At 59.4% G+C, this 12478-nt stretch carries 5 protein-coding genes; 3 read left to right on the top strand and 2 right to left on the bottom strand.

What is annotated here, in order from left to right:
* Window positions 1–7: 7 nt before the first annotated feature.
* A complete protein-coding gene (locus PXH66_RS12250; protein WP_330931781.1) occupies window positions 8–211 on the bottom strand; it encodes a hypothetical protein in 204 nt (67 codons plus the stop codon).
* A 747-nt stretch (window positions 212–958) separates the two neighbouring features.
* On the opposite strand from PXH66_RS12250, the gene PXH66_RS12255 reads away from it, so the two are divergent.
* A complete protein-coding gene (locus tag PXH66_RS12255) occupies window positions 959–1831 on the top strand; it encodes an AraC family transcriptional regulator (RefSeq protein WP_330931805.1) in 873 nt (290 codons plus the stop codon).
* Window positions 1832–2366: 535 nt separating this feature from the next.
* Here the strand turns inward: PXH66_RS12255 and PXH66_RS12260 are convergent.
* Window positions 2367–5999, bottom strand: a complete 3633-nt coding sequence (locus PXH66_RS12260) for a TonB-dependent receptor plug domain-containing protein (protein WP_330931782.1) — start codon at window positions 5997–5999, stop codon at window positions 2367–2369.
* A 504-nt stretch (window positions 6000–6503) separates the two neighbouring features.
* On the opposite strand from PXH66_RS12260, the gene PXH66_RS12265 reads away from it, so the two are divergent.
* Together PXH66_RS12265 and PXH66_RS12270 are read left to right on the top strand one after the other, a co-directional pair.
* Window positions 6504–10088 (top strand): CRTAC1 family protein, encoded by a 3585-nt coding sequence (locus tag PXH66_RS12265; protein ID WP_330931783.1) that lies wholly within the window; start codon window positions 6504–6506, stop codon window positions 10086–10088.
* Window positions 10085–12478 (top strand): tetratricopeptide repeat protein, encoded by a 2394-nt coding sequence (locus PXH66_RS12270; protein WP_330931784.1) that lies wholly within the window; start codon window positions 10085–10087, stop codon window positions 12476–12478. Before PXH66_RS12265 ends, PXH66_RS12270 begins: the two co-directional genes overlap by 4 nt.

A 12478-nucleotide genomic window follows, 5' to 3' on the forward strand; every position in this document is an offset into this window, starting at 1 on the left:
ACAGACCTTAACGACGACGAAGATTTGAAACCATCGCCGCCATAAGGGAGGCGGTTACTACGGTCGCTTCACAATCGCGGGCAAGAAAAAATGGATTTCTCTTAAAACGAAGGTGTTCACCACCGCGAAACTTCGGCTCACCGACCGAGCCAAGAACGTCGCCGAGATACGCGCCATGAGCGCCGATGCCGACGCTGTTTCCTCGAGGCATCGAGCAAGCAAATCGACACTGGGAAGGCGGAAGCTGTCATGGTTACCAAAGTTAGAATAGCAGTGCCGGGCTTTCTTCCACTTCGTCGCTCCACTTTCGACAATGTAGGGGGCCTCCATGTCGCCCCCCCCCCTCTCGGACGCCCAGCGTTGGCGATCAATCACACGGGAACGCCAATCGCGGGAAGTTATCACCCGGGTAATAGTCTACCCTTAACCAACGCTCACTTGACCAGGGTTTGTGCTCTCGGGTCCGATGAACCGCGTCAGGCCGGGTTCCGGCTCGTCACCGTTTTTTGCGGCATGATACCCGACCCCGCTCCTCCCCTTCCCCATGAATCCGACCGGCATACTCGTTGACTCTACGGAAGCCTCCGGTCGAGCGACGTTGACGACTTCCGGGATCACAACAGACCCGGGCCGCGTCACGCGAGGAATCCCTCAGCGAACAAAAATTGGGTCCCGAGTTCGACGGGTGCTGTTAGCGAGCCAAGTTCCGCAGCCGGATTTGTTGCGTTGTCTCGCATCGCGGGCTCGCGAGCAAAACTGGCATTTGATCACTGATATGATTCACACCGGGGTCGTTCCGAGTCGATGGCAAGGGGACGGGATTATTGCCATCGCGTCATGTCATGCGGAAATCACCGATCTGATCGGGCATTTCCCCGTGCCGTGCGTTACCGTGGGTGGAACGACCGACCGTCGGACGCATCCGCGGGTTGAACTGGACCACGTAGCCATCGGACGCATGGCCGCGCAGCATCTCCTGGATCGAAATTGTCGCACCTTCGTGTGGGCCCCTTTCACGGACAGTTCCTGCAATCACTGGCAAAGAGAAGGATTCACCACCGTGCTTCGCGCTCACGGATATGAATGTCGATTTTTACCTCCGGCCCATCGGCGCATCGGTCAAACGTGGCACGACAACGACACGGAATGGCGACAGGCGGTGGCCACGCTTTTCCATTCGCTGCGCCAAAACACGGGGCTGTTGGCCTTCAACGATTGCCTCGCAGGGCGCGTTCTCGCGGCGGCTCACGACGTGGGCGTCCACGTGCCACGGCAGTTGGCAGTTATTGGAGTCGGTAACGATGTGGAGGCGCACACGTCGAGTCTGGTCGACCTGACCAGCATCGACGTGGATTGGGAGCATGTTGCCCGGCGGGCGGTCGACTTGCTCGACACCCTGTTGCAAGGACGCGCATCTCCCTATGAGCCGGTGCTCATCCCTCCTCGCGCCGTGATCACCCGAGGGAGCACCGGCGTCGATCCATGGGAACATTCCTACATCCGCCAGGCGACGGCCTACATTTCAGAACATTGTTCTGACTCTCGCCTTGGGGTGGAGCGAGTCGCGGAGCAGGTGGGTATCTCCCGACGCCAACTTGAACGAAACTTTCGCAGTCTCAAACACTGCACCGTGCGAGCGTTTATCGAGGATACGCGAATGCTTATGGCCGCGAGACTCTTGGTGGAGCAGCCCCGCGCCAAGATCATGGTCATTTCTGAACTCATTGGCATCACGGACCCGAACAGCTTTTATCGCAAATTTCGACTGCGGTTCGGCGTCACCCCCACGGCGTTTCGACGCAAACAGGCGGCCCTTCCCAACCGGATCTAGCTTTCTTTCTCCAAAGTCGCGCAGCGAAACGCTATTTCACATTACCTCCGCCGTCCCCGACTTGCCGTCCTCGGTGGCGTGGATGCGGAATTATGCGCGTGCCGTCTTCAAATCGCGCATGCTTCACCCGCCAGCGACTTCTGTATCCTAAGGGAAACCCACAGCATGGCGCCACCGCGCCTCGTCGCTCTGCTCACTTACAACCATATTCTGTGCCCTGAATTCCTCAGCCCACAGTGCACCGAAAAACTTGCGTGAGCATCCCCGGATCATCCTCCGCAACATGTGATCAAACCGCAGTCGAGCGGCCCATGCTGGGTGTTTCATTTCCAATGCGTGAGAGCGTGCTGGCGTGCGATAACACACCTGTGGTTTGCCGCTGCTTTCTCGCCGAGTTGAGCGTATTCTTTGCGCGCCGACGCGGTCGTATGTTCCGACCAAGCTCGGGGTATCAGACCCCAAACGATAAAAGCCCCCCTCCCTGAAACTATCTCCAGGAGGGAGGCTCGTGTTATTCCTTCAACGAGGAATCAACCTAGAACTTGAAGGTATTGGTGAGGAATACCTGTTGCGGCGGTTTTATGCGATACGCGGCAGGCGTCCCATCGGGCTGCACCGTTACCGGCACGAGCTCGTTGCCGACGCCGACATTTTGGATGTTCAGTTGCATGCGCCAATCGATCTTGTCGTTCCAGATTTTCCGGCCGTAGCCCACCCAAACATCGAAATCGAGTTCCGAGTTATCGCGGTAGGGAGCGTCCAGATCGTAGCCGATGAAGCCATCGCCTTGAAAGGGCGTGTAAGCCAAGGTAGCGGCGGACTGGTAGCGAGCAGAACCACCCACGGTCCAGCCCTTGAGCCGGCCTTCCTTGAAATCGTAGTTGGTGATGATATTCACGTGCCACAGTCGATTTTCCGGCACGGTGGTGCCTTGTTCGGCCAAACGAGCCTTGAGGTCGCCGTCCGCGTGGCCCTGCCAATTTTGGCGAGCGTTGGAGCCACCACCACCACCCCAGATACGGAGATCGCCCATCACGGTTTCATTGAGACGCCGATCGAAATCGAGGAGGTATTCGATCTGCGTCATTTCACCACCGGGTGCGAGCGTCTGACCAATGTTATCGAGACTGGATTCGATGCGGGATGCATTCACGGTCAGCCGCCAGTTGTCGGTGATTTGAGCATGTAGTTCGGCTTCATACCCCTCGGCCACGAGTTCGCTGGTAAGGCGAAATGAGGAAAGCCCGGATTCAGAGAGGTCGTCGGTTTCCCAACTAAAGCCCCACGCGTTGGCCATGATTTCGGGCAGCGGCGCCATTTCCACGAGCCATTGATCCCAAGCTTGAATGACGGCGTTTTCCAATGCGTCCGCTTCGGCTTCGGTCTGTCCGTCAACCGGCCCGTAATCCACCGTATACTTCAGCGATTGCTCGCCGGGCTCGGGATGGGGCAGGTCGGAAGTGACGTTACTGCCGTAGCGCTGGCTGTTCGGGTTCCCCTTCGTCTCGTAGTTGTATTTAAACTGTGACCAGGATTGGGCGTAGATGCCGACGTTGTTGCCGTAATTCCAAAACTGAATCGAGGAAGACGGATTGTTCTGCACCGTGGACTCAAACTTGTTTACTTTGAGGGAGAAGCGGCCGTCCTTGGTCGCGAGCATGACGCCCATGTCCTCGGTTGAACCGGCGGGCAACGGCAGCTGCTGACCAAAATAGTCGGTAAAGACCTGCCCGGTTTGGAAGTTGTTGGACTTGTTGTAAGACAGACTGACGTTGACGGGGAGTTTCTCGGCAAATCGGCCCACCAGTGGCAGACGATTGAGGTGAACGACGGCTCCCCAGCTATCGGAATCCTCTTCTATCGGTCCGAGTTCGTCGACCGTGGGGGTAACCTGAGTGAGATCTCCCTCTCCCCGGTTGGGCACATTCTGAGGGTCCCATGTTGTGCGCTTCTGATAGACTTCATCATGGCGGGTTCCCGCCGTCGCGATGATCGAGTCATTCCAAAACTTACCCTGCCAAACGAATGCATAGGCTTCGTTGGAGCGGTCGTCCCAACTTTGGCCGGTCGTCAGCCGTTGAATGTTTTCAGGACTATCGGCATGAATGAGCCCGACATCTCGAGTCACCCAGCCAACGTAGTTGGCCGGATTCTCTGATTGAGTGGATTCATAGGGTCCGTCCACGGTGCCGGCGGAGGCGTTGTTATACCAAACCGCCCCCGGATCAACGCCCACCGCATTCCAAGTCGAATCAAAATAACGCAGTGAAACGGTATCCCCCAGGGTCGGGTCACCCACCGGCGTGATAATCCCGAAGTCGTCGCCGAGGTTTTTACCCACCAGACTGTCGCCCACGTATTGGGTGCGAATGGGGATAAAATCGGCCCAGAAGCGCCCGTTGGCATTGCGGATATCCTCGAAGAAGGGCTGGCCGAACCATGCGTTGTCAAAGGCGGAGCGCGCCCAGTTCCGACCGTGGGAGTTGTATTCGTCTTTAGACGCCATCCCGGTGAGTGTGTGCTGGCCGAGCAGCTTCAAGAGCCAGTGACTGTCATCCCCCTTGGCAAAGTCATGGGTGACAAACCCGGTGCCGCGCAGACTGTCGCGCTCCGTCGTGCTCTCACCCGCCCCGTTGCCCAGTTGGACAAACGGCCGTCCGGCTCCGGGGTTGGGCGTGCCGTCGGTGTAATATCCGCCGGCGGCCTCATTGGTGCCATCGGGCCAGATCGAGTAATAATCGACGAAGAGGGTGCCATTGCCTCCCACCATGGGGGAGTAGTTTCCATTCGTTACAGACTCATAGTGATAGCCGACATCGAAGCCGACTTTATCGTTGAAGAACGTTTGGCTGAGGGACGCGTCAAAGGTCTCGAAATCGCTCCATTCGCGTTTGATCTCACCGTCCAGCAGATTGTCGTAAAAGTTAAAAATCGACGGATCGGTGATATAGCGATCCTTGACCAAACTGGCGAAAGGTTGCCCGGTCGCCAACGCCCAATCACGGTAACCGCGGATGCCGTGAGGACCGCCGGGGGCGATGCCGCCTACGGCGCCGTCACGCGTGCCGTCCGGGCCGAGACCCAGATAAGTGTATTCGTTGATTGCCATGCCCAGGACCGGATCGGTCGAGCCCGGAAGAAACCAAAATTCGGACCCGCCGAAGTAGTTGTTACCGTAGTTCGTGTTCACCCACTCGTTGAAGCCGGGATTGGGGTCGCCATTGGCGTCGTTGACCGACGCGGTGCCACGACCCGGTAAATCAACATACGGACTGTTTTGCCACGCCATGTTGTAGAGTTCTTTGTTCAAGGCCGTGAACCATGGTGTGATGCGATCTCCCGGCGGCATGTTGCGAGGCCGATTACTGCTGGAATCTCCCCGTTCGTAGTTCGCCTTCAAAATGGTGCGGGCACTGCCCTCCTTCAGAAACCCCGGTTCCCAGCGCATCGCCACCCATTGGCGGTCAAAATTTTCGAACGCCGGCTTTTGCTTGAACTTACCACGATTCACTACCCCGGCCACGCGAACGGCGAGTTCATCGTCGATGAGTTCGCGGTTGAAATCGACCGTGCCACGGATGCTGCCGTATTGATCAACTCGTATTCCGATCTCGTTCAAATCCCGAAAAGTGGCCTGTTTAGTGCGGGTGTTGATCACACCACCGGGGCTGCCCTGCCCAAATAGAATGGCGTTGGGCCCGCGTTGCAGATCGACTGCGTCGATGTTGTAACCGTCCCAAGGAATACCAGACAGGTAAAGGTCCCGCGTATTATCGGCCGAAACCAGACCACGCACGCGATTGGTCGATTGCGGGTTCAGGTAGGAGGCATCGGAGTTTGGAGCCGTGCCCCCTCCGGAACCAGAATAGTTGCCGTTCACGCCCCCGATTTCCGTGCCGAGCGTGTATTTTAAGAGCGATTGGTTGTCAGTCGCGCCGATATCCGACAAGAACTGCGACGTATAGACGGATAGCGACGTGCCCAAATCCTTGATGTCGGTGTTCAACCGATTTCCCGCGAGGGTGGAGGCAGCGGCGTAGCCTTCCGATTCATCGGCGGCCGTGACCTCGAACGGTGAGAGCACAAGCACATCCTCGTCGTCGATCGGACTCCCGGCGTCCGTGCTTTGAGCCAGCATCGGTGCACTGGTCAGCAAGACAGCCATCATCGATCCGGCAGTATGGCGTATGCATCTGGTTATATTAGATTCCATGGGGTATTATATTAATACTATTCGGTAGTTTGACTTGGTGGATTATTAAACAAACCGATACCACTACCCCATGGATCACGTTAAAAATGCTAAAACAGCACCTCTAATGGACATGATTCAAGGGGTAGTTTGAACGAAACACTCTTGATGGAGCGTCTCGACTTCGGGGTTTCGGAGTTGCCCAAGAATACCAATGACGACCACACGGGTCCATAGGGGTTTTGCGACATTCGTGCGCTCGATTTCCACCGCCGAGAGCATTTAATATAACCATAGTCATAGTTTCATATGCCACCATTGGTTGATTGCGCGAAAGCGGTGCTGCCCACGAATATCAGAGCCGCTTCGAAGATTCTTTTTTAATATGGGATCTGCGGTGCCGTCGCTCCCCTTGTTACCTTCCTCCCTCTCGCCGACTTCGCGCCCCTCCGCCTCGCTCGATGAGCCCGTTCACTCCCCATGCCTCCTCGATTATTCGTAGTTCTTTCGAGCCTTTTCGTGCTCTGCCCGCCCATCGCGATGGGTGCGGATGAAAGTCCGCCATTCGTTGAGTTCTCCTCCCCGTCGGGTCCTCCGGGACCAACCCTGTTCGCGCGCCTGAACCCGTCGCAGACCGGCTTGGAAGTAAACAACGCCTACGACGATCCTCAAATGTGGGGATCACGCTATCGCGCGTTTATGGGTGGCGGCATGGGCTCCGGCGTGGCCGTCGGCGACTTTGACAACGACGGAAAACCCGATCTCTACGTCAGCACCAAGACCAAACCTGGCCGCCTCTTTCGCAATCGGGGCGGATGGCGTTTCGAGGATGTGACCGTAGACACCGGCCTGGCCGAAACTGCCTCCGTGATGGGCTGGATCAAAAGCGCCATATCCTCCGACGAACCCGTGGTTTGGCGGCAGGGTGCCACCTTCGCCGACGTCAATAACGACGGTTGGCTCGACCTCTACGTGTGCCGCAACAACGCCACCAACTTCCTCTACATGAACCAAGGAGACGGCACCTTTGTCGAAGAGGCGGAATCCCGCGGTCTCGGTATTATTGACGGCAGTGTCATCGGAGCCTTCGCCGACTTCGATCGCGACGGCTGGCTCGATGTGTTGGTGCTCACCAATCAAGTCGACGGCACGGAGCCGCTCGGCCGCAACGACCGCCTTTTCCGTAATCGCGGGAACGGCTATTTCGCCGAAGTCACCACGTCGGCAGGAATTCGTGGCCCCACGTTTGGCCATTCCGCCACGTGGCTCGACTACGACAATGATCGCTGGCCCGACATTTACCTGGCCAACGATTTCTCCGGCCCCGACTACCTGTATCGAAACAATCATGACGGCACCTTCACCAACGTGATTGATACCGTCACCCCTCACACGCCCTACTCGTCCATGGGGGCCGATCTGGGGGACATCAACAATGACGGCCACCCCGACTTGCTCGTGGCCGACATGGCGACCACCTCACGCGAAAAACACCAACGCGGACTCGCGGCTTCGCACGAAGATGTGCTCGCCATGGGCACGCGCCCCGCAACCGCCCCGCAATACACCCGCAACGCCCTACTGCTCAACACGGGAAGGGGCGTGTTTGCGGAGACCGCCTATTGGTCTGGCCTCGCCGCCACCGATTGGACGTGGTCGCTGCTCTTCGAGGATTTCGACAATGATGGCTGGACCGACCTGCATGTCACCAACGGCATGGTTCGCGAAGCCAACAACCGCGACTTGCTCAACCGTATGATGCGCGCGCTGTCCGATTCCGCCCGCATTCGCGTCATGAAAAACGCCCCGCTGCTGGCGGAGGCCAATCTGGCTTACCGCAACCGGCGCGACGGACGATTCGAAGCGGTATCCGCCCGTTGGGGACTCGACGAGGTCGGCGTGAGTTTCGGGGCCGCCGCCGCCGACTTCGATTCGGACGGTGATCTCGACTTGGTGGTGCTCAACCACCACGGCGGACTCACCGTCCACCGCAACGACACCGCCGCCGGTAACCGCGTCCAGATACGTCTGCGTGGCGTGCGTTCCAATCGCTACGGCGTCGACGCCCGGGTGCGCCTGGAAAGCGCCTCCACCGGCTCTCAATCACGCACCATCACCGTCGCCCGCGGCTATGCATCTGGCGGTGAATTGGTGGCTCACTTCGGTCTCGGTCCGGACGAAGTGATTCAACGGCTCGACATTGCATGGCCGTCCGGGGCTAACCAGGTATTCACCCATCTGCCCGCCAATCGCGCTTATCTCATCAAGGAATCCGACAACGCCCCCACGCCAGCACCAGCCCCGCCGGCCTGGTTTGAGGAAACCGCCGACACCATGGGTCTCGCATGGGTTGATGCCTCCAGTTTGACCATTCCCGACCACGAACAAATCTTCCTGCCTTTCCGCACCGATCGCCGTGGCCCCGGCGTCGCCGTCGCCGACGTCAACGGAGACGGTCAAGACGATGTCTATCTCGGAGCCACCTCCGGATCGCCCGCTCGCCTCCTGCTATGGCAGGACGGCACCTATCGCGTGCAAGAAACTCGCGGTCTGCCTCACGCCATCGTGGAGGAAGGCCCCCCCCTGTGGTTTGATGCCGACGGTGACGGCTCGACGGACCTGCTGGTCACCCGAGCCAGTGCCAACTCCACAGCGTGGCCGGAAGCGTTCCAGCCCACCTTGTTCAAACACGATGGGGAATTGGCTTTTTCTCCGACTCCCGCTTTGCCCCCCCTCCGGCTCAATGTCGGCGCGGCCGGTGTGGCCGACATTGATGGCGATGGTGACCTCGATCTGTTTCTTGGCGGACGCTCCGTGCCCGGATTGTATCCCGAAAATCCCCTCAGCGTATTACTTCGCAACGAGGGTGGTAGGTTTGTCGATGTTACGGCCGGAGCCGATCCATTCGGCGAACTTGGACTCGTCACCAGTGCGCTGTTTCGCGATGTCGATCAGGACGGTCGCCCCGATCTCGTGATCGCGACCGAATGGGACACCGTGCACTACTTCCACAACGAAGACGGGCGACGCTTTTCCGATCACACCAAAGCCGCCGGATTTACCTCCGGTGGCAAAGGTTGGTGGAGCAGTTTGGCCAGTGCCGATTTCAACGGCGATGGGCGGCTTGATTTCGCCGTCGGCAACCTCGGCCTGAACACGTTCTACCGGGCCACCCCATCCACTCCGGTCTCGCTGCTTTACGGCGACTTCGCCCAAAACGGGTCCCCGCTGCTGGTCGAGGCCACCACGGAAAACGGCACCTTGTATCCGGTCCGCAGTCGCGAGGAACTGGGCGCGCGGTTACCGTTTATTCTGCGCAAGTTTCGCAACAACGATGACTTCGCCCGCGCTCCACTCCGTGCGATTTTGAGCGAAACTGCCATAGCGGACGCAGTCCGTCTCGATGCGACCAATTTTTCCTCCGGCGTCTTTCTGAGCCAACCCGATGGTTCCTTTCAATTCGAAGCGTTGCCGCCCCTCGCCCAGCTCGGTCCCATTCAAGGTCTCGTGGCCACCGATCTCGACGGCGATGGTCACGCTGATTTGGCCGCGGTGCAAAATAGTGACGCCGCCGTTCCTCGCTTTCACGGCGGGGTGGGCGCGATCATGCGTGGTCACGGAGATGGTTCGTTCACCGTCCTGCGTCCCGATCAATCGGGACTGGTCGCCCCGGGAAATGGCCGCGCACTCGTGACACTCGATCCCGATGGTGATGGTCGGCCCGGTTTATTTTACACCCAACACGGCGGGCGAAGCGCATTCCTCCAACCTCAATCCCCCGCGACCTCCGGATGGCTGGCAATTCGTCTGCGCGGAACCCCAGGCAATCCCTCCGCCATTGGGGCGCTCGTGCGAATCGAATACGCGGAGGGTTCCACCACCACTCACGAAATCGGGAGCGGCGGGGGTTGGTTCAGTCAATCCGCACCAATCATTCACGCCGCCGTCCCGGGTGAACGCGCGATCGTCGCGGTCGCGGTGCGCTGGCCCGATGGCCGTCAGACGCGACACACCGGAGGTCCGGACAGCGGTTCGTGGATCCTCAACTACGACTCGACGCCATGAAATCACCCCCCGTTTCTCGGAAATTCGCATGGCTGCGTTGGCTGGCGCCGGCGGTGCTCGCCACCCTCTTCTGGCTGGGGCTCCGGGCCGACTTCGCCGCCGTGCGCTGGAGCGCTGCGCTTTCAGCGGAAGGCAGTCCGCCCCCCGCCTTCAGTGCCGCCGCAAACACGGGCTATGCGTTCGACCAGCAGCACTTCCTCGGCTCCCATTGGCGGGGGCCGACCTACCGGTGGATTGCCACCATGCAACCGCGCCAAACCGCCGCCAGTCCGTTTCGACGTCACTACATCGCGGATACACTCCCGGCCGGACGTCATGATTTATCCCCGCGGATTTACACGGCATGGTTGGTCGGACTCATGTGGGTGGGCGATCTGTTTCACGACACGTCGTGGGCAATCAGCGCTGAGCGCACGGCGTTGTGGGAGCCGGTCATTTCTCACATGCTCGCCTTACTCGCCGTGATCCTGTTTTGCTGGCGGCGGTGGGGAGTCGTGAGGGCCGCGCTGGGAGGATCGTTCGTTGCACTCTATCCGCCGTTTGCCGCTCAATTCATGCCCGGCGTTTTAACGAGCACCACGTGGGCACTCCTGCTGGCGACTTATGCGCTCGCCCAGGTTTGGCCTCGCTCCGGCTCAGCGGGGCTCACCGGGATGTTCAGCATTCGTGCGTCCCTGGCGACGGGGCTCGCGCTGTGGCTCAATCCAGCGGTAGGTTTTCCGGTGGTGTTGATCGTGGCTGGCGTCGGTTGCTACGCCCAGGCTTCGACCTCACCAACGGTGTCGTTTTGGCCGTGGGCCGCCACCGGTGCCGCCCTCGTCGGCACCGGTTGGGCCATCGACGGCGCGCACTGGGACCCGACCGTGGGAGAATTGCGATATGCGCATCCGCTTTATGGTCTCGCGTGGCTGGGGATAGGCCTCGTGTTACACGGAGGACAAAATAAACGGCGGTCCGATTCCGTCTCCACGAGACGCTGGATTACGATCGCAGTCGGGCTCGCGCTGATGTTTCCGCTGGCCTATGTGCAGATCAAACATGCCTTTCCCGGGTGGCTGCACTTTGGCACCGAATCGGGCCAAATCGCATCACTTGATCAGACCGTGCGATTCACCAGTATTTTCGATTGGGTGGATTCTGTCGACGCCGCCCAAATCTTTTTCGTGATCACGCCCCTGGGCGCGGCCTTGAGCGCGATTATGGTCGTCTTCACTCGACCCCATTGGTTCGAACCGTGGGAACGCCAAGCCGTGATGATCGGAGCAGTGACGGTGTTGGGCGCCATGATAATGACGGTCTTCAGGGTGCGGTGGAATCTGATCACCACCTTGCTGGCCCTGCCGTTGGTGTGGCAGGTGGTTTCGCACGCACCGCTGGGGTGGCGGCGATGCCTGTTGACCGCGACGGGCATATTCGGATTCGCGATGGCGGCATGGGGCCAAGCGTTGCCGGACGCACTACGCCGCCCCTCCGGCGAAGTGGTGCCGCAACCGCGTGATCTGGAAGCCATGGTGTTTCGTCACTTTTCTCATTGGCTTGCTTCTCATTCCCCGGATCGGGAACTTCGCGTGCTCGCGCCACCCGATCTCGCGGATTCCATCATTTTTCACGGCCATGGTCGGACGCTCATGTCGTCGGCATGGGAATCACACCCGGGCTTGGTGGCGGCGGCGCGTGTCCTCAGTTCGCCGGAATCCACGGAGGCGGAAGCGGTGATCGAAAGTCTCGGCCTGACTCATATCGTCATCACCTCATGGGACCGGGTGATGATCCAGTTAACCAACGCACCGCTGGATGCCAACCGGGACACGCTCTACGAACGACTGCAGCGCTGGGTGCTTCCGCGCTTTCTGCGCCCCTTGCCCTACCAACTTCCGGCCACTCCCGGATACGATGAACAAAAACTTGCGGTGTTCGCCGTCGTGCCACCTCAGGATGAAGCCTTGGCCTTGAGTCGACTGGCCGAATATTTCGCCGAAGTGCGTCGCCCGGACCCGGCCAGCAGGGTTGCGCAAACCTTGGCGGAGGCCTTTCCCCAGGATCCCAACGCCGCCATGGCCCGCGCCATGGTCTACGAATTGACCGGCCGCCCCCATGCCTTTCAAATCGAATTGGACCTATTGTCCGATCAAATCGCCCGCGGGATTGTGCCCATGGATTGGGATCGACGCGTGGTGCGCGCCATCACGCTGGCCCTGGGCAAACGCCACGACCTCGCCAAGCCCGAGATCATAGCGTGTGGTGAAAGCATGACCGACGAAAATCTGCGCCAGCTGACCCCGCTGCAGGCGTTTCGCCTGCGTAAACTCGTTGGCATCTATCAACTCAGCTTTCCGTCACCCGAGTTGGAAACACTCGCACATGCGATTTCGTCCGAATATCAATCCTGA

The sequence above is a fragment of the Synoicihabitans lomoniglobus genome (assembly GCF_029023725.1).
In the GTDB taxonomy this organism is placed as follows: Bacteria; Verrucomicrobiota; Verrucomicrobiia; order Opitutales; family Opitutaceae; genus Actomonas; species Actomonas lomonigloba.

Coding starts and splice junctions, on each gene's coding strand:
- PXH66_RS12250 (WP_330931781.1), bottom strand. CDS start 211: ATGCCTCGAGGAAACAGCGTCGGCATCGGCGCTCATGGCGCGTATCTC.
- PXH66_RS12255 (WP_330931805.1), top strand. CDS start 959: ATGGCCGCGCAGCATCTCCTGGATCGAAATTGTCGCACCTTCGTGTGG.
- PXH66_RS12260 (WP_330931782.1), bottom strand. CDS start 5,999: ATGATGGCTGTCTTGCTGACCAGTGCACCGATGCTGGCTCAAAGCACG.
- PXH66_RS12265 (WP_330931783.1), top strand. CDS start 6,504: ATGCCTCCTCGATTATTCGTAGTTCTTTCGAGCCTTTTCGTGCTCTGC.
- PXH66_RS12270 (WP_330931784.1), top strand. CDS start 10,085: ATGAAATCACCCCCCGTTTCTCGGAAATTCGCATGGCTGCGTTGGCTG.